General features: G+C 46.4%; 22 protein-coding genes and 1 other annotated feature. Of the genes, 17 read left to right on the top strand and 5 right to left on the bottom strand.

Features of this window, described 5'->3' with window-relative positions:
* Window positions 1-91 precede the first annotated feature (91 nt).
* On the bottom strand, window positions 92-682 hold the full coding sequence (locus AAIH57_RS02675; protein ID WP_175396358.1) for a biotin transporter BioY: 591 nt from the start codon (window positions 680-682) through the stop codon (window positions 92-94).
* A 113-nt stretch (window positions 683-795) separates the two neighbouring features.
* On the opposite strand from AAIH57_RS02675, the gene AAIH57_RS02680 reads away from it, so the two are divergent.
* From AAIH57_RS02680 to AAIH57_RS02700, 5 genes are all read left to right on the top strand, one after another.
* Window positions 796-1,650 carry an ATP-binding cassette domain-containing protein gene (locus tag AAIH57_RS02680; RefSeq protein WP_430020446.1) on the top strand — a complete coding sequence of 285 codons (855 nt, stop codon included), beginning with the start codon at window positions 796-798 and terminating at the stop codon, window positions 1,648-1,650.
* Entirely contained in the window at window positions 1,635-3,365 is a 1,731-nt protein-coding gene (locus AAIH57_RS02685; protein ID WP_430020447.1) for an ATP-binding cassette domain-containing protein, read from the top strand. Before AAIH57_RS02680 ends, AAIH57_RS02685 begins: the two co-directional genes overlap by 16 nt.
* Window positions 3,366-3,524: 159 nt before the next feature.
* Window positions 3,525-3,818: a hypothetical protein gene (locus AAIH57_RS02690; protein ID WP_175396361.1), complete on the top strand. Its 294-nt coding sequence runs from the start codon at window positions 3,525-3,527 to the stop codon at window positions 3,816-3,818.
* Window positions 3,819-4,103: 285 nt separating this feature from the next.
* The gene (locus AAIH57_RS02695; RefSeq protein WP_430020448.1) at window positions 4,104-4,454 is read left to right on the top strand and encodes a VOC family protein; all 351 of its coding nucleotides are present in this window, start codon (window positions 4,104-4,106) and stop codon (window positions 4,452-4,454) included.
* 45 nt (window positions 4,455-4,499) lie between these two features.
* On the top strand, window positions 4,500-5,045 hold the full coding sequence (locus AAIH57_RS02700) for a hypothetical protein (RefSeq protein WP_430020449.1): 546 nt from the start codon (window positions 4,500-4,502) through the stop codon (window positions 5,043-5,045).
* Window positions 5,046-5,369: 324 nt separating this feature from the next.
* Here AAIH57_RS02700 and AAIH57_RS02705 read toward each other — a convergent pair whose 3' ends face one another.
* On the bottom strand, window positions 5,370-6,884 hold the full coding sequence (locus tag AAIH57_RS02705; protein WP_430020450.1) for a sensor histidine kinase: 1,515 nt from the start codon (window positions 6,882-6,884) through the stop codon (window positions 5,370-5,372).
* 11 nt (window positions 6,885-6,895) lie between these two features.
* The gene (locus AAIH57_RS02710; RefSeq protein WP_175396366.1) at window positions 6,896-7,579 is read right to left on the bottom strand and encodes a response regulator transcription factor; all 684 of its coding nucleotides are present in this window, start codon (window positions 7,577-7,579) and stop codon (window positions 6,896-6,898) included.
* A 201-nt stretch (window positions 7,580-7,780) separates the two neighbouring features.
* On the opposite strand from AAIH57_RS02710, the gene AAIH57_RS02715 reads away from it, so the two are divergent.
* The 6 genes from AAIH57_RS02715 to AAIH57_RS02740 all read left to right on the top strand — a co-directional run bounded on the left by AAIH57_RS02715 (window position 7,781) and on the right by AAIH57_RS02740 (window position 14,892).
* Window positions 7,781-10,024: a glycosyltransferase family 39 protein gene (locus tag AAIH57_RS02715; protein ID WP_430020451.1), complete on the top strand. Its 2,244-nt coding sequence runs from the start codon at window positions 7,781-7,783 to the stop codon at window positions 10,022-10,024.
* A 47-nt stretch (window positions 10,025-10,071) separates the two neighbouring features.
* Complete coding sequence (locus AAIH57_RS02720; protein WP_430020452.1) at window positions 10,072-11,058, top strand: glycosyltransferase family 2 protein; 987 nt, start codon at window positions 10,072-10,074, stop codon at window positions 11,056-11,058.
* On the top strand, window positions 11,051-11,488 hold the full coding sequence (locus AAIH57_RS02725; RefSeq protein WP_430020453.1) for a GtrA family protein: 438 nt from the start codon (window positions 11,051-11,053) through the stop codon (window positions 11,486-11,488). The genes AAIH57_RS02720 and AAIH57_RS02725 overlap by 8 nt, the downstream gene beginning before the upstream one ends.
* A gap of 1 nt (window position 11,489) precedes the next feature.
* The gene (gene galU / locus AAIH57_RS02730; protein WP_175396369.1) at window positions 11,490-12,362 is read left to right on the top strand and encodes a UTP--glucose-1-phosphate uridylyltransferase GalU; all 873 of its coding nucleotides are present in this window, start codon (window positions 11,490-11,492) and stop codon (window positions 12,360-12,362) included.
* A 189-nt stretch (window positions 12,363-12,551) separates the two neighbouring features.
* Window positions 12,552-12,825 (top strand) — a binding site (T-box leader).
* A gap of 167 nt (window positions 12,826-12,992) precedes the next feature.
* Window positions 12,993-14,078: an aspartate-semialdehyde dehydrogenase gene (gene asd, locus AAIH57_RS02735; RefSeq protein ID WP_430020454.1), complete on the top strand. Its 1,086-nt coding sequence runs from the start codon at window positions 12,993-12,995 to the stop codon at window positions 14,076-14,078.
* A gap of 142 nt (window positions 14,079-14,220) precedes the next feature.
* Window positions 14,221-14,892: an SGNH/GDSL hydrolase family protein gene (locus AAIH57_RS02740; RefSeq protein WP_430020455.1), complete on the top strand. Its 672-nt coding sequence runs from the start codon at window positions 14,221-14,223 to the stop codon at window positions 14,890-14,892.
* 108 nt (window positions 14,893-15,000) lie between these two features.
* Here the strand turns inward: AAIH57_RS02740 and AAIH57_RS02745 are convergent, their stop codons facing one another.
* Window positions 15,001-15,969: a bile acid:sodium symporter family protein gene (locus AAIH57_RS02745; RefSeq protein WP_430020456.1), complete on the bottom strand. Its 969-nt coding sequence runs from the start codon at window positions 15,967-15,969 to the stop codon at window positions 15,001-15,003.
* Between the two features lie 142 nt (window positions 15,970-16,111).
* On the opposite strand from AAIH57_RS02745, the gene AAIH57_RS02750 reads away from it, so the two are divergent.
* The 5 genes from AAIH57_RS02750 to speB (AAIH57_RS02770) all read left to right on the top strand — a co-directional run bounded on the left by AAIH57_RS02750 (window position 16,112) and on the right by speB (AAIH57_RS02770) (window position 24,447).
* A complete protein-coding gene (locus AAIH57_RS02750; protein WP_430020457.1) occupies window positions 16,112-16,579 on the top strand; it encodes a DUF6376 family protein in 468 nt (155 codons plus the stop codon).
* Between the two features lie 432 nt (window positions 16,580-17,011).
* Window positions 17,012-17,809, top strand: a complete 798-nt coding sequence (locus tag AAIH57_RS02755; protein ID WP_430020458.1) for a sulfite exporter TauE/SafE family protein — start codon at window positions 17,012-17,014, stop codon at window positions 17,807-17,809.
* Window positions 17,810-17,997: 188 nt separating this feature from the next.
* Window positions 17,998-20,382, top strand: a complete 2,385-nt coding sequence (locus AAIH57_RS02760) for a polyprenyl synthetase family protein (RefSeq protein ID WP_430020459.1) — start codon at window positions 17,998-18,000, stop codon at window positions 20,380-20,382.
* A 272-nt stretch (window positions 20,383-20,654) separates the two neighbouring features.
* Window positions 20,655-23,288, top strand: coding sequence for a PAS domain S-box protein (locus AAIH57_RS02765; protein WP_430020460.1), 2,634 nt, complete (start codon window positions 20,655-20,657; stop codon window positions 23,286-23,288).
* Between the two features lie 187 nt (window positions 23,289-23,475).
* Window positions 23,476-24,447: an agmatinase gene (gene speB, locus AAIH57_RS02770; protein WP_175396377.1), complete on the top strand. Its 972-nt coding sequence runs from the start codon at window positions 23,476-23,478 to the stop codon at window positions 24,445-24,447.
* Window positions 24,448-24,507: 60 nt separating this feature from the next.
* On the opposite strand, the gene AAIH57_RS02775 is transcribed toward speB (AAIH57_RS02770), so the two are convergent.
* On the bottom strand, window positions 24,508-24,948 hold the full coding sequence (locus AAIH57_RS02775; protein ID WP_175396378.1) for an ANTAR domain-containing response regulator: 441 nt from the start codon (window positions 24,946-24,948) through the stop codon (window positions 24,508-24,510).
* Between the two features lie 455 nt (window positions 24,949-25,403).
* Here AAIH57_RS02775 and speB (AAIH57_RS02780) point away from each other — a divergent pair, with 455 nt between their 5' ends.
* The gene (gene speB / locus AAIH57_RS02780) at window positions 25,404-26,384 is read left to right on the top strand and encodes an agmatinase (protein ID WP_430020461.1); all 981 of its coding nucleotides are present in this window, start codon (window positions 25,404-25,406) and stop codon (window positions 26,382-26,384) included.
* Window positions 26,385-26,393: the final 9 nt, after the last annotated feature.

Consider the following 26,393-nt stretch of genomic DNA (forward strand, 5'->3'; position numbering starts at 1 on the left):
TACAACTACCTAATTCGGTTGAATCGTAATGATGTTCTTGGACGGGAGAAACCACTTTTTGCATTACACTTATTTGTAATGTTTTGTACGCTTAGGAATCTGCCCGCACAATAGTCGAATTGAGATCGCCTGTCAGACGTTGTGGCGGAAATACCATACGCACTGGCGCGATGATGATGGCTGCAAACAGTGCTTTGATCAGATCCCCGACAATGTAAGGATAGAACCCCTGAATCATCGCTTCCGAGAATGACATTTTGTAGGCATAAGCCAGCCAAGGCACACCGGAAACATAGATCAACAATGATCCGAATAGCTCGAACACGATAAATGCCAATACATAACCGCCGATGCCTCTCAATTTAATCCGTGACAGCAGCAGTCCTATGAGCAGTGCGGAGAATGGCCACATCATTACATACCCGCCAGTAGGGCCGAGAAGTACTGCAAGTCCGCCAGTTCCGTGCAGAAGAGGGAACCCGAGAGCAGTCAGAATAACAACCAGTGCAATACTTAGAAAACCATACAATGGACCCAGTAATCCTCCTGCAAGCATCACGGCGAGCGTCTGCAAAGTTATGGGGACAGGCGAGAAACCGATGGGAATACTTATGTAACCAAAAAGGACAAGTATGGCTGCCATCAGTGCACTGAAAACAATACCCCGCAAAGATAATTTCATGATTGAACAATCCCTTCCATTTTGGTAATCTTATTGTTAACCAAAACAATAAACGGTGGTTAACGATTTGGATCGTACCACAAATGAGGCAAAAGGGAAAGGACCAAATTTCGATGCAGGATGTTACACCTTTAATTACACTGGAACATGCACGTGTCCATTATGCCGCCGAAGCAGGCCAAGTTCGCAAGGCGGTGGATGGCGTCTCTCTGAACGTACATTCAGGAGAATGGGTCAGTGTTGTAGGAGCGAATGGCAGCGGGAAAAGCACGCTTGCCGCGGTGTTGATCGGATTCACCCCCCTTTCTGGCGGGAAAAGACATACTACTCCTGAGCTTGCGGTCCGGGGAGTGCTCCAACAGCCAGATGCGCAGGTGCTTGGAGATACGATCGAGGAAGAATTTCATTTCACCTTATCCCCATTGGTTGATTCCATTGAGGAACAAATACGGCGTAGAGAAGATGCCTTACATATGGTTGGCCTTAACTATCCACCAGAAACAACGATTTCCCGCCTGTCTGGCGGCCAGAAGCAATTGCTCAATATTGCGGTAGCGCTGGCCTCGAAGCCTGATGTGCTCATCCTCGATGAACCCACAGCCATGCTGGACCCGGGAGCAAGGGAACGAATGGAGACCATTGTTCAATCAGTCGTCCGGCAAGGAACCGCGGTCATTTGGATTACACATCATTTGGAAGAGGCAACTTTAAGTGATCGAATAATTGCGCTGGAAAAGGGCCGCTGTGTGTATGACGGAGCACCGTCATCGTTTTTCTATGGAAGTCCGGACAAGGACTCCTCTCCAACAGATGCTGAGACACAATCACCATGTGAACAATTGGGGCTGGATCCCCCTTTTACCGTAAAAACGGCTCTCCTGCTCAAACGGCAAGGCATGTTGAATCACGCCACACCACTGCGACCAGAACAGCTGGTGAAGGAGGCATCCCGTTGCATATTGAATTAGATCGCCTGACTGTTGCAGCGCCTGAAACCGAATCACGAGCACTTCTGCAGAATCTGTCCGTGCAACTCAACAGCGGGGAGATTACCTTGCTTCTGGGCTGCACGGGATCGGGAAAAACCACGTTATTGCAAACGATAGGAGGACTCAAACCGCCAAGTGCAGGCAGCATTACACTGAATGGTGAACCTTTCTGGCAGCATGGGAAGGTACCGCAGTCCATTTTGCTGCAGATGGGATTGGTATTTCAATTCCCGGAGCAACAATTATTTGCACGAAGCATTAGGCGAGAGTTCTCATACTCTCTGCGTCCATATCGATTATCGGACGAACAAAAGAAAATTCAGATGATCGAGGCTCTTGAACAGTGGGACCCGCCATCTGGACAGGACAAGCTGGAGCAGCGCTTCCATTTGGACAGATCACCTTTTGCGCTGAGTGGGGGAGAACGGAGAAGACTCGGTCTGGCACTGGGGACTGCAACGAAGCCTGAATGGCTATTGCTGGATGAACCCAGCGCCGGATTGGAAGCACAGAGTGTGTTGCTTCTGCTTGACATGCTTGAACAGCATCGACATGCAGGCAAGGGAGCGGTTGTGGCTACTCACGACCTGGATACATTTTTACCGATTGCGGATCGTGTTCTCTTACTGCAGGAAGGAACATTGATAGCGGATCTCACACCGAGAGATCTTCATTCTCGGCCTGAATTGCTGGAACAGGCTGCAATCGGGTTGCCGCCTTCCATGCGACTTGCACAGCAATTCAGAGCTGCAGGTATTCATTTGTCTACTGCACTGATGCCAGAGGAGATGGCCGCAAATATTATTCAGTCTAAGTTAGTTACCTCCGATAAGCTTCACCAGCGTATGCAGCATTCATCTGAAGTGCCAGGGACAAGTCATGTGAACCAACACGAGCCGGCTAATGAGGAAAATTCAATTGAAGTTAAAGCTGTACCGCAACCTCAGGACCTCTATAGCAGCATGGATCCGCGTCTCAAATGGATGCTGTACATTTTGCTAGTGACGGCAGCAATGCTGCAGCACCACTGGCTCGGTTTGTCCCTCACACTGGTACCGGTAGTTTTGGCTCTAAGTGTTTTACCCCGACAGACACTCGCGGGCTGCGTTAAGCTGATGAAGCCCTTATTGCTGTTCTTCATCATATCAACGGCGTTATCTGGAACAACGCTTGCAGCAGAAGGAGGAAATCTTCGGTTCGGTTTTTCTCTGTTACAGGCAGAGGCAACGCTTTTAAATGTGTATCGTTTATTTATCGTCACTTTAGCGAGTCTCTGGTTTTCGCTAACCACTCCATACGGACGCATGGTGGAGGGGTTAAACTGGGTGCTGGGCATCGGTAAAAAAATCAGGCTGCCCGTTGCCTCGTTTGCACTTGCAGTTTCGTTAATTTTTCGCTTTATCCCGATGATCTGGAGCGAGTGGCAGCGATTCTCACTGATTGTCCGGGCGCGAGGTAAAGCTGCGCTGAAACCGAATACGGTTCGGATCCGGGATCTGGGACCGATGGTTATCCCTTTATTAATGTCGTTGTTCCAGCGAGCCGAAGAGATGACGATCGCGATGGAAATGCGAAAAGTACGAGAGAACTCTCTGCTTGGAGTACGCTCCACCTTGTTGAGTTGGTCCAAACGGGATACCGTCATCTGTGTGATAGGCCTTATAATTTTTGCTTTATTTATATTGATACGGTAGGGTTTAATGAGAGGGATCTCAACACGGATTCATCCCGGGAATCAGGCAAAAACGCTGCGTTTTTCCAGTAGATATGCATAATTGGGTCGGTTTTCGCTCAAAATAGACGTGCCTTGGATATCTTTTGGATACCTTAAAGCGGATATGGAGGGACGAACGATGAAGGATAAATTTCTACAGGAAGAAAGGCGCGAATACACCGATGTGTCTACAGTGGAGTCGCAGCGAAATGACCTGGCATTCGAGGAGTTCCCGGAGGGCCCCTATGGCTCATCTCTATTGTCCGAATCTCTCGGGAAGAGCTCACCATGGCGAGTGGATCAGAGATCCGCGCATCGTTTTGATTATGAGAACCATGAGCTTCACGAAGGGGAAGTACGGGATTATCCAGGTCAGGATGTCTTCGACGAATCCGTTCCTGATAACGTGACCAAACCTCAATATCCGGAATAATTCGCTTGATCGGTCGTATAGATGAATAATAGCTTCCTGGCAGGATACCCTGCCGGGGGGCTATTTGGCGTTCTTTAATTCCACAATATGGGTTATTATAAGCTTAGTTCACTTTATGGGTGAAAACGAGCCGCATGGAAATGGGGAATGAACAGATGAGAGAAATCGACTATAGTCATTATTTTTGGCAGGATGAACAGATCAGGTTACGTGCGAATGTACTTATCATGACCTGATTCTTTTTGGTTTGACCGAAGACGAGTTTATGGAAAAGGAGGGACTGGCGTGAGTCCCATTCTGAATCGGATTGGCACGGTGTTTATTCCTGTCAGTAACGTTGAGAGAGCACGAGATTGGTATTGTGATATCTTGGGTTTGCCTGCAGGCGGCGAGATATTATTTGGACACTTGTTCATCATTCCGATGACTGGAACACGGATTGTGCTGGACAGCAAAATTTATGCCGAGGAGCATACGTTTAAGGTGCCAGCATTTCATTTTGATACGCACAATATCGAAGAAGCCTATGCATTCATGCAATCCAAAAATGTAAATATAACGACGTCAATTGAGCATGATCATTGGTTTAACTTTCAGGACCCTGATGGGAATACGTTAATGGTGTGCAAGTGCTAAGTGTTAACTGCTGAAGTGAATACACGGTAGGACAAAAGGGGAAGTATGAAGAAAATAATATGGATAAGTATCAGTCTGCTCCTACTGTTAATACTGGCGGTCATATTTCTATGGAATCGTATCTTCGGATATCCAACATTGGACCAGGCTGTCCAATCGAATTGGAAGACACCGGTGAAGATCGTAAATACAGATCAGGAGAATGAGATGGTTCTTTATCTGGATGAAACACAGTATGTGTTCGCAGCTTATGAACAGAAGCACGGCAGATTTCATGTTGATGCAGATACGGAGTCAGGTTGGTCAGCCAGTTCAGATCTGGGTCCTGCCTTCCTCGTTGTCGCGGAGCCCAAAAACAATAAAGGCAATTTCATGTGGGGGGCATTATACTCCGACATCCCTATTGCCAAAATTCGAATTGAATACATCCATGGAGAGACTCAGGAGGTAAAACCGAAAAATAATACGTTTATTGTGAAGATGCCATTAGCCTATCAAAAAGTAGATCATCTGGGTCTGATGGAGACGATCAGCAATGTCCATGCCATCGATGCAGGAAATAAGGTAATACAGTCCTGGAATCCGCAATGATGAAGTTTTGTTAACGATGGTGGTGGGTCATATAACCCTTAGCAAGAAACGATTCTTATCTATTCGAGGTGATTTAATGGAAAACAAACCTCAGCTTGTTTTGGACCTGGCGGGAGTTCTGATTAGATGATCAAATGAAAAATCTCAAGCCTGCTGCGGACCTAGGTTGGGAAACACTGCTTGCAGATGAACACCATTATTGGATTGAGAAAGTGGACCACATCCTTACTGCTCGAGCTTCGATTTGAAATGGAAATTTTAAAAGATAAATAGAAAATAACCCTTTCCCGTTCTCCGCAGAGATGAAAGGGTTATTTGTTGTAATCATGCAGCCGCCTCTGATAGGGGCAATACAATGGTGAACGTCGTTCCGCTGCCTACCTTACTTGTTACCGTGATACTCCCGCCATGCGACTCAATAATGGAGCGTGTAATGGCAAGACCAAGGCCGGCTCCGCCTTCTTTTCTTGAACGGGAAGAACTGGTACGGTAAAAGCGTTCAAAGATATGGGGAAGATGTTCCGGCTCAATGCCGGTTCCGTTATCTTTCACAGTCAGTTCTGCCTTGTTGTGAACAGCATACAACGTCAGAGTAATGGAACCCGATTCCGAGTGAGTATGCTGCACCGCATTGTGAAACAAATTGAGAACCACTTGCTTCAGCTTGTGTGGGTCGGCCATTACATATATACCAGCGGTCAGGTCCAGATGGACATGGCGTTCCCGAGCCATCATGGCAAGCTGTGGCTGCATCTCAAGCAGCAGATGATCAAGCTGAACGACTTCTTGCTCCTGCTTCGGAGCCTGATCCAGTTTGTTCAGCATCAGTAAGTCCTCGACCAACTTATTGATTCGAACAGATTCACCATACATGCTGTCCAGTGCACGATATAATTGCTGGCTGTTGGTGGCCGCGCCCCGCTGCAGGACTTCTATGAATCCGTGGATGGATGTCAGCGGAGTCCGCAGTTCATGGGAAGCATCGGACAGGAAACGCTGCATTTGTTCCTTGGATTCGCGTTCTGCTTCAAACGATCGTTCTAGTCTTTCGAGCATACCGTTAAAGGATAGCGCAAGTTGGTCCACTTCCTGTTGACCCTGCGTAGCGGGCAGGCGTTCTGCCAAGCTGCCCGCATCGATCCGCTGCACGGTATCTACCATACTGGACAACGGAATCAATGTGCGGCGAAGGGCTTTGATATACAGAATTAGACCCGCGATCATCGCCAGAAGGGACAGCATTACGAATATAAGAAGCTGTTTCATAATCAGATCTCTCAGCGGCTTCGTCGGGGTGCCCATTTGAACCATGGACAAATTCCGATTACGCGGCCCAGGCGAGGCAAAAACAATCAATTGATCATTGCCTAAACGATCGGTCACAATCCGGTAGGGCACGTGCCGCTTGTCCATTAATTGATCTGTGATTTCCTGGTATTCAGCAGAAGTGAGATGGGGGGCCGTCAGGCCATCTTCACCAAAAACATCTTCAAAAGTCCCTTTGTTGTCGAACAGGGCGAGTGAACGATCGGGAATGTACAGCAGCCTGTTACCCGAGGCTCGTGCATCCGTCCCTGCCTGTCCCGCAAACGGGTTGTTGAATGACTCATTCCGTGAAGATAGTCCGAGCCAGACAGGGGGCATGGACATGATCTGTTCTTCCATCGTTTTTGCCTGATTGCGATATAGAAAGCTCTCCATAATCCAGAATTGAAGAATTCCGATTAACAATAGCAATGCAGCAAGAATGAACAGGGAGCGTGCGAGTAACTGAGAGCGCAGCGAATGGGGCCAGAGCCACTGGTGCAGCCGCCCAAAACGTGTGTTAGGTTGTTTCATTGAAGAATTCATCAAAGATCCACTCTGTATCCAACACCTCGAAGGGTGCGAATGAGTTTATGCTCTTTATCCCCGAGTTTGTCTCGCAATGAACGTATATAGACTTCAACAATATTTTCTTCCCCGCCAAAATCGTATCCCCATACACGACTAAGAATGGTCGCTTTGCTCAGCACGATACCATGATTCAGTACGATGAACTTTAATAGTTCATATTCGGTAGGAGACAATTCAAGAATCTGTTCATGATACGTAATCTCTTTGCGCTGATCATCAATTCGGAACGGACCGTGTGTTACGGCACCGATCAATAATGGAAACTGATTACGCAGTCTTGCCTGAATCCGGGCCAGCAGCTCATCAAAGGCAAAGGGCTTGATCATATAATCGTCAGCACCGAGCCAAAGACCTTTAACCCGATTCTCGACTTCATCTTTGGCTGTCAGCATGATGACTCCAACCTGAGCCCCAGTCTTGCGCAAACGTTCAACCACCTCGAATCCATCCATCTCCGGCATCATCACATCCAGAATCGCCATATGTGGCCGGAATTCCAGCGCCAGTTCAAGTGCTGCAGCACCGTCCGGTGCTGTTCGTACATCGAAGCCTTCATTGCTGAGTCCAAGCTCCAGAAATTGCAAAATATGTGGTTCATCATCGGCCAAAAGGATTTTAATTCCCGTACTTAGCTTCATAAGTGGGCATGCCTCCCTGTTAAATCCATCTAAAAAATGCCCTGATCCTTGAGGGCTTTATGATGTATTATCGCTTGCCAAACTGAAAATTAGCTGAAAGGTTTGGAACTTATCCTCAGGTAACATTCAGCGGGCACTCATCCCAATTTTATTTTGGCATGTCACAATACAATCATGAAGAGCGAGAAGGAGTGATTGACATTGAATAATGCCAAACGAAGGATTGATCTTGTCCTTCTGCCGATCGTATTATTGGCGGCAATTCTGAACGGGTATGGGATCTGGAACGATCAATATGCCAATTCCTATTATACGACCGCCGTAGGGAGCATGCTGAGAAATTTCCACAATTTCTTCTATGCATCGCTGGACTCGGCTGGCTCAGTAACCGTAGATAAACCACCCGTCGTCTTTTGGATCCAGACGGCTTTTGCCTACGTCTTCGGATTACACGGATGGAGTGTTATTTTGCCGCAAGTGTTGGCGGGGATTGGTTCAGTCCTGCTGATTTATTTTATGGTCAAGCCAACATTCGGGCTAGCAGCAGCACGTATATCTGCTCTTGCCATGGCGACTGTACCCGTTGTGGCAGCAGTAAGCCGTACCAACAATATCGACAGCATGCTGGTGTTTACGTTATTGCTGGGTTCCTGGTTTTTGTTCAAAGGTACCAAACAGGGCAGTCCATGGCGAATCCTCGTAGCATTTGCACTCATTGGACTTGCATTTAACATGAAAATGCTTCAAGCCTACATGATTCTACCGGCATTTTATATATTTTACATGCTCGCATTCCAGGCGAAATGGAGAAAAAAAATCATCCTGCTTATAGGCAGTACGGCAGTACTGGCCGTTGTTTCCCTATCCTGGGCAGTGACGGTTGATTCTATACCGGAAAGTCAGCGGCCTTACATAGGAAGCAGCGAAACCAATTCGGTGCTGGAGCTTGCTTTTGGCTATAACGGTCTGTCCCGTCTCACGGGCCAGCAGAACAGAGCAGCGGGTGCAGGTATGCCCAACGCTGCAGATGACAGAAATAATCGGGATAATGCTTCTGCCTCCGTCCAAGGTTCTGGTCAAACGGGCAACTCGGCTCCTTCAGGCAATCCATCTGACGACGGTGCAGCAGGTGAAATGGGTGGAATGAACGGAATGAATTTCCCGCAAGGAGGTCAGATGCCAAATGGCGGTGAGATGCCAAACGGAAGGAATTTCGGAGGAGGCAATGGTGGCGGAGGAATGGGCGGCATGTTTGGAACAGGGGAAAAAGGTCCGCTGCGGCTATTCCAGACCGAACTGTCCGGACAGGCCAGCTGGCTTTTGCCCACGGTACTGCTTGGAGGCATTGCTCTCTTTGCAGGGTTAAGACGAAGAAATATAACGATGAAACATAAGGAAGCTGCGTTCTGGCTGATCTGGCTGCTTCCGGTTGCGGCGTTCTTCAGTGTGGCTGGTTTTTTCCATCAATATTACCTGATCATGCTCGCTCCACCGATTGCCGCACTTACTGGCGCTGGATTTGTAGCCATGTGGAAGGCATATCGTGAACGTAATGGTTGGCAGGCCTGGCTGCTTCCTCTTTCGGTCATGTTCACTACGATCTTCGGCTGGTATATTATGCAGGTCTATAATGACACCATCGGTGCCGGTTGGTCCATCAGCGAATTGATTGCAGGTTTTTTGATGACGATCATCCTGATCGTGATGCTCAATCGTTCGCATCCATGGAAACAAGGAATGGTTATCGCAGGATTCATGGTTATGCTTATTGGTCCGGTCTATTGGGCGTTCACGCCCATTACCTATGGCGGTAACAGCATGATTCCTGCGGCTGGTCCTACAGGTTCCAATGGAATGTTCGGAGGAATGGGTATGGGCGGCAGACAAGGGAATGGCAACGTGGGCATGACTCCACCAAATGCTTCAGGTGATGCGGATCAATCCTTCCCGTCTTCTTCGAGCGACAAAACTGATGTCGATCATTCCGGTACAGGAACACCTCCTGCATCAGGCGGAAACATGTTTGGCGTCGGAATGGGAGCGGCTGGCGGACGAGGCGGAGCTGGAAGCAGGAATGAAGAAGTGGATACAACAACGTTGAATTATCTCAGAGAGCATAACACAGGAGAAACGTATCTTTTTGCAACAACAGATTATAACCAGGCAGCCCCTTACATTATTGATGAGAATGAGGCAGTCATTACGCTTGGAGGCTTCTCGGGTTCTGATCCGGTGTATACCACGGAGGAACTGGAAGAACTCGTGCAGAGTGGGCAAGTGAAATACTTCATGGTTGGTGGTATGGGCGGCCGGGGAGGTAATTCGGACATCAGCAACTGGATCGTGGAGCATGGTACCGAAATCCCAACATCAGAGTGGACGACAGGCACAGACAGTGGAGCTGGCTTCGGCGGGCAGAGTGCCCTGTATGAAGTGAAATTATAGAGATGGTCAAGTGGAATGAACCGAATTTGAAAAGGGAGGGAACGAATATGGCTCAAATGTGCCGTTACAGCATCATTATTCCGATGTACAACGAAGAGGCGGTCATTGAAGAAACCTATCGACGTTTAAAAAAGGTCATGGGTAGTACGGGAGAGACGTATGAACTGCTGTTTGTCAATGACGGCAGCGTCGATCGAAGCGCGCAGATGATCCGTGACTACGCACGTTGGGACGAGAGTGTGAAATTGATTGATTTTGCACGGAACTTCGGTCACCAGATTGCGATTACCGCAGGGATGGATTATGCAGCAGGTGATGCAGTCGTCATTATTGATGCAGACCTTCAGGACCCTCCCGAATTGATTCTAGACATGATTCCCAAATGGAAAGAGGGCTATGAAGTCGTATACGCCCGCCGAACCAGACGAAGCGGGGAAACCCGCTTCAAAAAGTGGTCTGCAAGCATGTTTTATCGCGTGCTGCGTGCCTCGACCGATACGGATATTCCAGTGGACACGGGTGATTTTCGGCTGATTGACCGCAAAGTGTGTGATGAGATGAAACGCCTCCCGGAGAAAAATCGTTTTGTCCGTGGTTTGGTCAGCTGGGTCGGATTCAGACAGACAGCGATTGAATATGAACGGGATGAGCGTCTGGCAGGGGAGACCAAATATCCGCTGAAACGCATGCTGAAATTGAGTCTGGATGGCATCACTTCATTCTCATATAAACCGCTCAAGCTTGCGGGTTACTTGGGAGCTATTCTTTCCATAGGCGGATTTATCTATATGCTGAGCGTGATTGCTTCCGCGATATTTACGGATTCTACGATCAAAGGCTGGCCTTCCATCGTCAGTATCATGCTGATCTTTAATGGATTCATTCTCATTATGCTCGGCATTCTTGGCGAGTACATTGGCCGCATCTATGATGAAACCAAGGCAAGACCTCTCTATATTGTGCGAGATGTGTATCCGTCGGAGAGTCAGTCCGGGCAAGTGCGGCTGACAGGCAGAGTTGCTCACCATGACTAATCGTGTGGTCACTTTGATCAAATTCGGGATTGTGGGTGTCATGAATACGGCGGTGGATGCATTGGTGTTCACCTTGCTCGCCGCCTTGGGTACACCTGTTTTAATCGCCCAGGTTATCTCTTATAGCTGCGGGGTCGTGAACAGTTATTGGTGGAACGGAAGATGGACGTTTCGGGATGCGCGAAGACAAGGCAAGAAGCATGAATTGCTGCGATTTGTGATTACGAATCTGTTTGTTCTTGTGTTTTCATCCCTGATGTTGTTCCTCTCGAACCGTATACTTGGCTGGAATCTGGTCGTTAGCAAGGCAGCGGCGACGCTCTCGGGAATGTTCTTAAACTATATTGCCAGTCGGTATTGGGTTTTCCGGGCCGTGTCCGCGACCGTGCTCGATCCGAATCCTGGTACCAATGAAAGGAGTGTTTCATGATATGAGAATTACAAAAGCAGTCATCCCGGCAGCCGGACTTGGGACACGTTTTCTCCCAGCAACCAAGGCACAGCCCAAAGAGATGCTTCCTATTGTGGATAAACCGGCCATTCAATACATTGTGGAAGAAGCGGTACAATCGGGCATTGAAAATATCATTATTGTGACCGGACGCAACAAAAAATCAATTGAGGATCATTTTGACAAGTCGGTGGAACTGGAACATTCCCTATATGCCAAAGGAAAACAGGAATTGCTCGAAGAAGTACAGGCGATTAGTGATATGGCTAGCATTCATTTTATCCGTCAAAAAGAACCATTGGGACTTGGACATGCCATCGGTTGTGCCCGTCAGTTCGTGGGAGATGATCCGTTTGCCGTACTGCTGGGGGATGATATCATGGTGTCTGATCCACCGGCACTTGCACAAATGATTCATTTGTATGAAAAGACGGGCAGCCAGATCGTGGGTGTATGCCAAGTTCAGGCTGCGGACGTAAGTAAATATGGCATCATCGATTCAGCAGGTGCAGAGGACCGGGTTCACCGGATTACCAATCTTGTGGAGAAGCCTTCAGTGGAGGAAGCGCCTTCAAGAACAGCGGTGATGGGCCGATATATTCTGAAACCGTCCATTTTTCCAATTTTGGACCAGATCGAGAGAGGTGCAGGAGGAGAGTATCAGTTAACGGATGCTTTAAAAGAGGTCAGTCAGATAGAGGAACTGCTGGCTCTTGAACTTGAGGGCCGCCGCTATGATATTGGCAATCAGTTCGGATACATTCAGGCGATCCTTGAGATCGGACTCATGCGCAAGGAACTGCAGCCCATGCTGTCTCCGTATCTCAAGCAGCTTGCGACGCAATGGGGCTAGTTAATGACTGTTCCAAACAGCACCTGAATATTGAAGGGGCACACTGGTAAATTTTTTGCGCTAAATCTTCAACCTACCTGGTAACTTATACTTTTGTCACTAAAATGCAGTAATTAAATATCCATTTGCAGCAAATTATAAAAAATATGTTTACTTCGCAATGGTAACTTTGATATTATAATCGCAATATCAAATGCGACGAAGAGATGAGTAGATAAAAGTATTCTTTCTCAGAGAGCCCCGGCAGCTGAAAAGGGGTAAAGAATTTTTTGTTGAATAAAGACTCAGAGCAGCACATCGGAACTTAAACGTAAGGGATGGTGTGACAGGAGCTCCTGTTACAGAGCTGGAGTATAGGCAATGACAACTTATTACGTGTTGTTATCCTTAACTCAAAGAGGCGGATATGGCGACATATTGGCGAATCTGGGTGGTACCACGAGTATTCAATCTCGTCCCTGAGACTTCTGTCTTGGGGGTGGGATTTTTTGGTTTTTCCGGGGTGTTGGCTACACGCTTTGGAATCACCTGAATAGTGTTTATTAAGGGAAGAATCACGAAGTCCCAGCAACCATTACAGGAAATGAAATAACTAATATTCTACTCACACCGAAAGGAATTGATGATGATATGACAGCAAAATTGAAAGTCGGTATTGTTGGAGGAACAGGAATGGTGGGCCAGCGTTTTGTGGATCTGCTGGATGGTCATCCATGGTTTGAAGTAACAGCTATTTCGGCGAGTGCCAATTCGGCAGGCAAAACCTACGAAGAATCCGTTCAGGGCAGATGGAAACTCGCGGTCCCCATTCCTGAAGCGGTGAAAAAAATCGTAGTGCAGGATGCTTCCCAGGTCGAAGCGTTTGCGAGCCAGGTTGATTTTATTTTCTGTGCAGTGGATATGAAAAAGAATGAGATCCAAGCGCTTGAAGAGGCTTATGCCAAAACAGGCACACCGGTGGTTTCCAACAACTCGGCTCATCGCTGGACGGCTGATGTACCGATGGTTATTCCTGAAATCAATCCAGGGCATTTGGAAGTTATTGAAGCACAACGTAAACGTCTGGGCACCAAAACCGGATTTATTGCAGTTAAACCAAACTGCTCCATTCAGAGCTACGTACCTGCACTTCACGCGTTGCGTGAGTTCAACCCAACTCAAGTGGTAGCTTCCACTTACCAAGCCATCTCGGGAGCAGGCAAAAACTTCACGGATTGGCCTGAAATGCTGGATAACGTGATCCCATACATCGGTGGCGAGGAAGAAAAGAGTGAGCAAGAACCTCTGCGCATCTGGGGCAGCGTTCAAAATAATGAGATTGTGAAGGCTTCATCACCGCTAATCACGACGCAATGTATCCGTGTTCCGGTTACGGATGGACATCTGGCTACCGTATTTGTAAACTTTGAGAAAAAACCATCCAAAGATGAAATTTTGGACCGCTGGTTGCAGTTCAAAGGACGCCCACAAGAACTCGAATTGCCAAGTGCGCCAAAACAGTTTATTACGTATTTTGAGGAAGAAAACCGACCACAAACGAAACTGGACCGTGACATCGAGCGCGGAATGGGCGTATCGACAGGCAGATTGCGTGAAGATTCCCTGTATGATTACAAATTCGTCGGGCTTTCTCACAACACATTGCGTGGTGCTGCAGGTGGCGCTGTCCTGATTGCGGAATTGCTTAAAGCTGAAGGATATATTCAACCGAAATAAGCAAATGTAAAAGTAAGTGTTAAGGATAAAAGCACCATCACATGCTGATGGTGTTTTTATTACACCCATCGGGAAAAAATGAAGATCCAGAGCCAGACAGGTTATGCGGATATATTATAATGGGAAAAAGAGGGAGTGGGGTATGTTGCTGCAATCTGAGCTATATAAAGGACAAAAGGCTGTCTTTCTAGGAGATAGCATTACTTATGGTTATGGGCTGAGCGAAGGAGAGCATCCATATCCGGAGCTTGTCAGTAGAGCATTAGGGTTTCGATCCTATGAGAATCATGGAATTTCGGGGAGTAGTGTAGTCGATGGAGGGCTTGAACCCATGTGCAATCGAATGGAACAACTGAATGCTGATGCAGATATCATTTTTTTTATGGGAGGAAGAAATGATTTTTCCAGCGGTACGACTGCATTTGGTAACATCAACACATCCCCGAGCTCGACAGATACATTTTATGGGGCACTTAAGCATGTTGCAGAGGGCTTGATCCAGCGTTACCCAACCAAGCTGATTGTCTTTTTGACTCCTCCGCATGGATCAAGTACAGCCGTACCTGAATATTTGCCCAATCCGGTGACCGGACGAGTATACTCAGAGTATATTGCTGCGATCAAAGAGGTGGCATCATTGTACTCCATTCCAGTCTGTGATCTGTGGAACATTGCGGGAATACAACCTTTATTGAAGGTACATAAAAATTTATACTTTACTGGCGAAAACGGTGTGCCTGATGGGCTTCATCCCAACCAGGCAGGACATTCGAGATTGGCGGCAAGAATCGTGGGCTTCCTTAATACGTTGTAGGTTTAACTAAGAAGCGTCTTATGATTTATGTGGCTAATAAAAAAACAGCACGTACTCCATTTTTTATATTGGAGCGTTGCTGTTTTTTTATAGCAAACTTTGCAAATGTTAGGCGGCGGATGTTTTATCCGCATTTTGCAGCAGCTGCGAGCGTCGTCCAAGCAGATACCCTGTCAGCGAAGCCAGCATCTGTTGAAATACCATCCCCAGAACAACCGGGACAGCTACCGGAGGTGGGAAATAGGATACGGCCAGCACCGCTCCTGCGCTGATATTACGCATGCCTCCATTGAACACGAGTGCGACTTGGTCAGCCTCATTCCAGCCCAGCAATCTAGCAATGAAGTAGCTTAATGCATAGCCAAAGGAAGCCAGAAAAATGATGATTGCTGCAAGGCCGGCCAGTCTCCAGTTGAAATCGGCGAGATATGGAGCTACAACGGATCCGTTAATCGCAACAACGGCTGCCATAAACAACTTGGAGAATGGGTTTAGTCTTGGGCCCCACACCGGAACGATTGCTCCTTTGGTCCACTCATTTAGCAGCATGCCAAGCAGAGAAGGCACGACGATCATCCAGAACAGGCTGCTCATCATTGCTCCCATATCCAGCGTAACACTGGTGCCGATCAGCAGAGATAACACACCAGGAACGACAAACGGAGCCAGCATGGTATCGATTAGGATGATGGATAGCGTCAGTGCAATATTGCCCCGGTAAATGCTTACCCAGATGAAGCTGCTTACACCTGTCGGAATGACGGCTGCAAGAACAAGTCCGGTTATCGTATAGGCATCCATCGGGAAAACCAGATGTCCCATACCGAGCGCGATCAGAGGCATCGCCAAATGTAATATAAATAAACAAACAAACAGCGGGAAAGGCTTTTTCAGCACGCTCAGAAAATCCCTGATCCCGAGACTGATGCTTCCTGCAAACGTCATAAATGCAAAAAGCCATGGTGATAAAAAAGTATACGAAGAAAGAAGATTTCCGCAAAGTACGCCAATGATAATGCTGATTGGAGTAATCAGTGGCATGATGCGGTTCAAGCGCTGATTCAAAGCCTGAAGCATATTCATGACATCCCTTTACCGTGTGATTCTTCCATTATACATGTTCATTCCCGTGAGTGCAGACTCATTTGCATTCAGGTATGTGGAACAGCTATCATTCAAGTTGGGATAATACTTCTGTTATGAGGAAGGGAAGATGCTCATGATTCAACGTAAACGAAGGCAAACACTGTTAATGACGGGGTTTATTGCTTCAAGTATTTTGATCATCTCTGCCTGTTCTGTCGTGGAACAAGCGAACCAAAGTTTGAATTACGTCAGTGGGGCTACCGAATATATAGAGCAGGTATCCAGCGCTGGCGCGGATCTTCAGCAGCTGGCAACGGAAGCGGTAAACAACCCGGAAGTGACAGAGCAGATCCAAGCGAAAATCGATCAGATTCAAGCGGAAGCGAGTGAATTCTCGCAGCTTACGGCTCCCGCCATCGGAGAGAGCATTCATGAAAATTTGGTCAGTTATAACAATCAATTAACCGAAGTTGTGGATCGTTTCGAGACAACGATTGCAGAGCAGGGGTTTACCGCGGAAAACTGGCAGAGTACCGGGATTCCCGATTTGATCAATAATATAAACAATTTAAAAGACCCGTTGAGCGGGCTTGGAAATTAACCGAATTTTCGAATAGACAGCAAAAAGGTGCGGAACGATTTCAATTCGTTTAGCACCTTTTTATATTTATAAGGACATATCTCATCTAGTACCGGGTGCTTATCGAGTCAGCTCAGACGTGATACAATAAGCAGGCATGTGATTTTTATCATTTTGGGGTGTCATACACAATACGTACACCGAGAGACCCATAGCTCTCTTCTTTGTAATGGCATTGTGAGCAAGCTTTGGTGGCACACAGTGCGTCATTATGGACATGCAATTTTTCGTTGCAGAGTGGACATTTATTTTCAAAAAGAGTCTTCAACACATTAAACATGCTTAATCACTCATTTCTGATTAATTTACTTGGTTTTTATTATAGCCGATTATATTCGCTGCGTATACTGTTTTTTGACAAGATTTTTCATCACATGAAAGGAAGAATAACCGATGGATGTTCTGCTTTTTATCATCATGTTTATACTTGGTCTGTTCGGTTCCTTCTTCTCGGGTTTACTCGGTATTGGTGGAGCTATCATTAACTACCCGCTGCTTTTGTATGTTCCTTCTCTGACGGGACTTGAGCCCTTCACTGCACATGAGGTTTCGTCTATTAGTATGTTCCAGGTGTTTTTTTCCTCATTGGCAGGTGTGGTGGCATTTCAGAGAAAGAAAAGAAAAGCAAGAAGTGGGCATGCTGTTGTGAACAGAGCACTTGTGGCATACATGGGCACCAGCATTCTTGCCGGCAGTCTGATTGGAGGTATCCTATCCGGACATTTGGATGGGGATGTCATCAATCTGATCTATGGAATATTGGCGATTGTGGCGATTGTGCTCATGCTGATTCCTGGAAAGGGAACAGAAGTGGCTGCTGATGATCTGGTATTTAACAGATGGATTGCTGCGGGTGCCGCTTTTGCCGTGGGAATTGTCTCGGGAATCGTAGGTGCGGGTGGAGCTTTCATCCTGATACCGATCATGCTGACAGTGCTCCGAATACCTACACGAACAACCATTGCTTCATCCCTTGCCATCGTGTTTATATCCGCCATCGGTGGAGTGATCGGGAAAATTACGGGCGGAGACATTCCAATTGAACCTATTATTTATACGGTTATTGGCAGTCTTCTGGGGGCGTCCCTCGGTTCGAGGGTCAGTTCGATGATCAATGTGAGTGTACTTCGCTATGGATTAATCGTGCTCATTGCGATCACAGCCGTTAAAGTCTGGGCTTCCATTCTGTAGAAACAAGCATTCGTGGTGTACCCATGACGATTTCGTAACCAAAACGTTGGAACACCGTATATAGGTTATGAACATGAGCTGGCGAATTTGTTACAGCATGAATTCACAACAGTTTCGTCCATGGAGCGCCTTCATACTCATCTCATGGATACATGTTTAACATTAATAGAAGTTGAGGTATCCATCCTATGAATAACGTACTTATAGATCAGGCTGAGACAGGATATCAGTTGGCTGAGCAAAAGGCAGCCCAGTATTTTACTTCCCTACACGAGCAGCTAATGAACAACACATATACAACTAAGCTTACCCAAGATTTTCAATTATGGCAAAAAAAACATATTCATCGATACTCCTGGTTGCCCTTGGTATCACGAAGCAAAAGAAAACCCGATTCCCGGGATGTGTATCGATACATCCAATGGCTTAACGTTACAGGCAAACTGGATGATTACCTGGATCGGAGTATCTCATACATTTACATGAGAGATCTGGGCAAGGCGCTGGATTCTCCCGAAACGCAGGCTCGCATTCAGCGCGTAGCGCGGGATACCAAGAAGTATTTCATGCGCTCCAATGCAGGCAAACGCAAAGAGCAGCCCGATTATATCAGTGTGGCCTCATTGTATCGCTGGGCTCAGAAGGAAAATGTGGAGACAGCCGTAATCTGGCTAATCCAGAAGCTTAAGAATGTAGCTTCGAATATTCCAAAGGAATTGGACGCAGAGCAGGCACAGCGAAAGCTCATTAAAATTATTCTTGGCGTTGTCCTCCACGTGAATGATGAAATGGATGAGATGACTCCAATTGCGGAACGTTCGCAGAGGTTTGATGCAGCGATCAGACTGGGCTATTCATATGGATTGACCTATCCTTTTATTGACGACCTTCTGGATTCACAAGCATTGAGTGTGCAGGAGAAAGAGCAGTATTCCCAGATGATTCGCCAAGCGCTGCTCACTGGAATTGTACCTGACATTGGCCAGTGGAATGGAGCGAACCAGGAAGTCATTCAGTATGTTCATTCGGAGCTGCGGGAAGCATTTGAATACATCAAGAACTACCAGCGACCTGAGATGCAGCGTACATTTTTCGAGCAATCCTATGTATTTTTTGAATCCCAGGAACTGGACCGGGCGAAGAAAATCAGCAATGCGAATTATACCAATGAAGAGCTGTATGTACCGATTATTATCAAGTCATCTTCATCGAGACTCATCGTCCGTTCAGTGCTTAGCGCTTCGGAGGACGAAGGCTTTGATCTGCGGACGTTCTACTATGGAATATACAATCAGCTTGCTGATGATTTTGCCGATATGTTTGACGATATGGAAGAGGGGGCCGTCACCCCGTATACGTACTATTTGAAATATCGTGATCTGCGTCCCGATTTAATTAATCCGTATGAGCTGTATTGGACGGTCATCTCTCATCTGATCCATAGCGTGTATGACTCGGACGAGAAGACACGTGAAGTCATATTGGATCGCGCCATTAACGGCCTCAAGCGCAGCAAAGAGCGACTTGGCCAGGCGAAATACAATGAGATCATGAACATATTTGCATCGGGCCAGCCCGAATTTAATCAGCTTGTTCAGCAAATGGTTCGAAAAGCGGATGATGTGGATTTTCTCGACAAATTGCTCAGGGATCAGGTGATTGTTCATCTTCAAAATGACAAAAAGGAAAAAGAAGACTTTCTTCATACGATTCGAACGGTTCGCGAACAGATTAATATTGAATTGCAAATCTCCAAACCGATTGAAATACCGGAGATGAAAGAAACGCTGATTGATGCAGCCAATTACAGTTTGCAGGGAGATGGCAAACGGCTGAGGCCTATCTTAACTTGGGTAATGGGTGTGCGTGAGTATGGACTTACAGAAGCATCGATCGTTCCCCTATTAAGATCACTGGAGTATATGCATACTGCTTCCCTCATTTTTGATGATCTGCCGACACAGGATAATGCTTCAACCCGGCGGGGGCGTTCGACCTTGCATCAGGTGCATAACAGCGCTACAGCGGAATTGACGGGTCTGTTTCTCATCCAGAAAGCCATAGGGGAACAATCTTCTCTTGGTCAATTCGACGCAGGAACGGTGCTAACCCTTATTCGGTATTCGGCTGAAAAAGCAGAAGACATGTGCATGGGGCAGGCGATGGACCTGAACTCCAAAGGAAAAGCACTGACACTGGAACAATTAAACATGATCTGTTTCTACAAAACAGGCATTGCCTTTGAAGCAGCACTTGTAATGCCGGCCATTCTGGCACAAGTGAAGGAATCGGAAATCGCCTCTTTGAAGAAATTCGCATATCATGCAGGTATCGCTTTTCAAATCAAGGATGACCTGCTGGACCTGGAAGGGGATCATCTTGTTCTTGGTAAACCAGCAGGACAGGATGCACGGAACAACAATTCAACTTTTGTATCCATTTTAGGGGAAGATGGGGCGAAAAAGGAGATGTGGGAACATTATTGTCTTGCAACCGATGCGCTGAACGATATGCCCAAGCATGTTCCATTTCTGAAGCATCTGCTGGATTATATCGTTGGGCGGGAGCGTTGACATTTTTTACTTACGACTCCGTGTACTCATATGACTTATAATGATATATAGCGACATAGGTCGGGAGTTCCATGATAATGGATTCCAGGCCTTGTTTGGTTTCAAAGACACAAATCTCTTGAAAAGAACCGTTTCAATGGTTAAAATACTGGGTACTAAGCAGAGATCATCGTTATTAAACCGACTAAATAGTGAGCAAAGGATATCCAATAAAATTATACAATTCGACAATAATTAATTAACTAGAGTTATACACCAAAGGAGAGCTTAACATGCAGGTTCAAAAGGTCGACCATCATGAATTGTTCGAGCAGATCTATAACCAAGCGCCTATTGGAATTGCACTCGTTGCTCCAACAGGGCAATGGATGAAAGTAAATCCTGCTTTTTGCTGTATGCTGGGTTTTACTAGTGAGGAGTTAATCCATCTTAGTTACCAGGACATTACCCATCCGGATGATACATCAAAAGATACGGTCTATGTGTGCGAGCTGTTTGAGGGCATGTCCAACGAGCAAAAATATGAAAAGCGATACATCAGAAAAAATGGTGAGGTACTATGGATTTCCTTGCATGTATCTCTGGCTCGAGACGAAGTAACGGATGAGCCTCTTTACTTCATTTGCCATATTGTAGATATTACCGATCGGAAAGTGTACGAACAAAAACTTTTGCATAGTGAAGAGATGTTTAAGCTTATCTCGGATAACGCTCAGGAGATCATCTATATCGCCAATTTTAATGGGATATGCCGGTTCTGCTCACCCTCAGTCCAACATTTACTGGGTTACTCGCCAGAAGACGTAATTGGCCAAAATAATAATGCCTATTTCCATCCACAAGATTTGGAGCAGATCTCGCAAATGGACTTGAGTTCTGGTAATTTGCTGAATATAAGGGTCCGTCATAAAGATGGGCATTATCTTTGGTTTGAAACCACGTACAAGATTATCGGGGATCCTGAACACGAGCAGCAGATTCTTTCGATTGGACGGGATGTATCCGAGCGAAAGAAACATGAGGAAATCAGTGCAGAAGCGGAACGCATAGCCATGATCGGCAGTTGGGAGTGGAATATGGTCAATGACCAGCTTGCCATTTCAGATCAGATTTTTGAGATCTTTGAACTTGAACGTACCCGCAAACCATATCGGGCAAGTGATGTTTTCAATGTGATGACTCCGGCGGATGCAGCATCTTTACGAGAACAAATTGGATGGGTAAAACAAGGGGAGCCGCTTGATTTTGAATACAAGCACGTCCGGTCAGATGGAAGTGAAAAATACCTTCACTTGCGCGGGTTGATTACCCTCGATGAACACCATCAGCCAGTCCAGTTAAATGGAACACTGCAGGACATCACCGAACGGAAACTCATTGAATTTAAGTTGCAGGAATCTGTGGAAAGGTACACTTCACTTAAGAAATATAATCATGACGCCATCATTTCGTTTAACATGGATGGTAACATTATGAATGCGAATCCTGTAGCCGTGAACATGACGGGCTGTCCGGTATCTGAGATGATTGGTACAAGCATCAGCAGATTTATCGGAGTCAGTAATCTGGGCCTGATCCTGCGCAGTAATTATGAGATGGCCGAGAAGGAGATTAACGCCGTTCGCCACACGGATGGCAGTGAGACAGAAGTCTTGGCTACGCTTGCTCCGATCATTATTAATAAAAACAATGTTGGGTTTTACCTGATTGCGAAGGATATTACCGAGCAGAAAAAACTGCTTGTAGCCAAAGAGACAGCCGAGAGAATGAATAAGGCCAAAAGTGAATTTCTGGCGATGATGAGCCATGAAATCCGTACCCCCATGAACGGTGTCATCGGGATGACGGACCTGCTCCTGGATACCCCTGGACTTAGCGGGGAACAAAAAGAATATATTGAAATTATCCAGAAGAGTGGAGATTCCCTGCTGGCCATTATTAATGATATCCTTGATTTTTCCAAAATCGAATCAGGCAAAACCGATCTGGTGGACGATCCCTTTGATATTGGAGAAATCGTGACAGAGACCGTGCAAATCGTAAAACCACTTGTTCGCGAGAAAAAGCTGGATATCCGCTTATCGCTGGATGATGCCATTCCAACTCCGGTGTATGGCGATGCTTACCGCCTTAAGCAGGTACTTACCAATATCATCGGCAACGCGGTCAAATTCACTTCAGAAGGCGGCGTGGATATCGAAGTTGGGGTTAAGGAGCAGTGCGGCAATAACGTACAGCTGTATTTTAAAGTCAAGGATACAGGAATAGGGATTCCGGCTGAGAAAAGAAAACAATTGTTCGAGCCCTTCTACCAGCTGGAGAACTTCATGACCCGCAAACCTCAAGGCACCGGTTTGGGGCTCGCCATCAGCAAGAAACTAGTGGAGCTCATGCAGGGTGATATCTGGATTGAAGAGTCGGATGAACCGGGTACAACCTTTATATTTACAACCAGCTTCAAATTAAACAACAGTGAAGAGAGCAGCAGGTTTGATCGACAACAGCAAAAAAACAGAGCAGCCTCTCTGCGAATTCTGATCGCGGAAGACAATGAGGTGAATCAGCTTGTCCTTAGCAGGATGATCGAGAAAAAGGGACACTTTGTAGATCATGTGGCGGACGGTGTTGAGGCTGTAGAGGCTGTCAAACGTAATGCATACGATATTGTCTTTATGGACGTGCATATGCCAAGACTCGATGGATTCGAAGCGACAAAAGCGATTAAGGAGCTATTGGGTCCTGAAGCATGTCCATATATTATTGCGGTAACGGCAAACGCCGTGAGAGGGGACATGGACAAGTGCTTGAAGGCAGGCATGGATGCGTATGTAAGCAAACCTATTAAAAGAGAGTCCATTATGCAAGTGATGGAGACGTATTATATCAAGAAGCAGATCAATCCATAATCAGGCAAAAGAAAAAGTTGACGATAATCGCAAAGTTTGCTATATTACACCCATAACAAATGCATATATTCAAGTGTTGTTTCTGGATAGATTAACACTTGATCGGCAATAGAGCCGCTAACTTATCATAGATAAGGGAGCGGTTTTTTTGTTTTTATATGCGAAAAAATCCAAAGGAGTGTTGTTCATGTATCGTCCCTTACTGGAAAGAGGAAAGCCGGCCTTTGCCGGGGTGCGAACGTTTATGCATTTGCCCCATATTCAGACATTGGAGGACGTAGATTATGCGATTATCGGCAACCCTTTTGATACAGGAGCCGGGTATGCGGTAGGCACCAGATTTGGCCCTTCAGCCATCAGGGAAATGTCGCAGCGGATCAGAACAACCAATCCTGCTCAAGGCATTGATAGCAGTGAATATTTATCAGGTATTGATTATGGTGATTTTTCCATCTATCCCGGATACATTGAACAGACATATGAAACGGTACAGCAACAATTAGCACCCATTTATTCAAGCGGAATCGTACCAATTATTTTGGGTGGAGATCATTCCATTTCCTATCCTCATGTGAAAGCAGCAGCGGAGCAATACGGGCCGATCAGTCTGGTGCATTTTGATTCGCATTCTGATGCGTGGGAGCCTATGGACGAGATCCGTAAATATTCACACGGCAATATGTTTTATCATGGGGTGAAAGAGGGTTGGATCAATGCCGAAACCTCGATTCAGATGGGAATGAGGGGGCATTCCAGTTTGACACATTATGAAGAAACAAGGGGACTCGGCTTCGATCTGCTCACCACCGATGACGTCAAGAGGCTGGGGCCTGAGGCACTGTGTCAGCGAGTCAAAGACCGGGTGGGCAATACGCCCGTATTCCTGACCTTTGATATTGATTTTCTGGACCCTGTGTTTGCTCCCGGGACAGGCACGCCGGAAGTGGGCGGATTCACGACGTATGAAGCGATTCAGATGATTCGGGGGCTTGCGGGAATTCGGTTGATCGGCTGTGATCTGGTGGAGGTGCTGCCGGATCGTGATCCTACACGTGTTACAGCCCTCAATGCGGCTTCCATCGTATCTGAATTTATTACACTGCTGGCCCTGTATCGCCGGAGTACCAAGGAAGCGTTGACTGTCAGTGTTACAGGTTAAAAAAATGCATGAAAAAAACCTTGCCTGTTCAACAGGCAGGGTTTCTTGACGATTTAGCTATTATTTAATTTCAGTCAACACTGATTCTGCAATATCAACCAGTTTCTTGCGTTCATTCATGGCCTGCGTGCGCATCCATTCATAGGCTTTGGTTTCACTGATGTTTTTTTGCTTGCTAAGTGATATTTTGGCACACTCCACTCGTTTGATTTCTTCCAGTTTGGTGGATAAGAAACGGTATTCCCGCTCCAAATGAACACGGGTCTGGTAATTTTTAAGACCGATCAGCAAAGACCATTGAAGTTCATTATCATTCATTCCTGAACAGAGTACACCGTCAAGCTTCTCATGAGGCGCAGTGGTGGCAGGTTTACGCTCGTCACACCACCATAGAATAGGGTAAGAGAACAAGTGACTGGCTGAATACAGCCATTTCTTCAGTCGACATGCGGGAACATCCAAAATAATCATTTCAAACCTGCTCTTGGTCAGTTGACTCATACATTCAGCCTCAATTGACTCAACCCGATAACCTAATTCGTTGAATTTGACATCAACTCGACATTTTGTAGTCGGGATATCATGAACATGCAATAGTCTTGGTTTCATAATTTACCCATCACCTCGAAGTCGGAATTGAGACAACATCTTCGTGTATGAACTGGATGTGGATGACCTGATTAATGTTAATTTATATAATACATCCCGACAAAAGTCAACAGAACAAGTGATATAACATAACGCAGTTTAGCTGTAAAATCTTTTATTCGAGAATTTGTGTCAAATATATTGACATTGATTGAGGCTGTTTCTATAATTGGCATTACACAACTGCATACAAGCAATCATCCTTTTTCTGGAGGATGGTTGTCTATGGCAAAGAGGCCGCTTACTCACAAGCGGCCTCTTTTTGTATTTTTTTAAGTTGAAATCATAAACAAAGGGAGAGATCAAACATGAAATACCGTCCACAGATCGACATGGGAAAGCCTCTTTATTCCGGCATCCACACCTTCATGCATTTGCCGTATGTACAAACATTGGAAGAGGTTGATTTTGCAGTCATCGGAGTTCCTTTTGATACAGGTGTAAGCTATGGCATTGGTGCACGCTTTGGTCCAGCTTCCATCCGTACGATGTCACAGCGGATTCGGCCGATATCTCCCGTTCACCAGATTGATATTTCAGAATTTTTATCAGGTATCGATTTTGGTGACCTTCTTGTACATCCCGGATATATTGAACAATCCTATCAAGCGATCGAAGAGCAATTAGCGCCTGTATTTGAGGCAGGAGTCGTTCCCGTTCTATTGGGTGGAGACCACTCCATATCGCTTCCGCATCTAAGGGCAGCTGCGCGAACACATGGACCTGTATGCCTTGTCCATTTTGATTCTCATTCGGATACAGGACGTTCCAAACAACCTGAACGAATGTGGTCTCATGGAGCAGTCTTCAGCTACGCCGTGGATGAAGGGCTGATTGATCCACACCACTCGATTCAAATGGGAATGAGAGGAACGACCTATCGTGCTGGAGGTTTGGATGAGGCACGAGCGATGGGGTTTGAAGTGATGACAACTGATGATGTAAGGGAGCTTACCATTCCTGAGTTATGTCAGAAAATTAAAGAACGCGTGGGAGATCGCCCGGTATTTCTAACCTTTGACATTGATTTTCTGGACCCGGTATATGCACCTGGTACTGGAACACCGGAGGTTGGCGGCTTTACGACTTACGAAGCACAGAAAATGCTTCGGGGTCTAGCCGGTATCGATTTTATCGGATTTGACTTGGTAGAGGTGCTTCCGGATCGCGATCCAAGTCAAGTCACAGCGCTTAATGCAGCGAATATTTCCTTTGAGTTTATCAGCTTGCTTGCTGTGAAGCGCAGAGCGGATATGAAGGTGACGGAGACTGCTGAAGCAGCATTATAGCGTTGAAAA

The sequence above is a fragment of the Paenibacillus sp. MABNR03 genome (assembly GCF_050455445.1).
In the GTDB taxonomy this organism is placed as follows: Bacteria; Bacillota; Bacilli; order Paenibacillales; family Paenibacillaceae; genus Paenibacillus; species Paenibacillus xylanilyticus.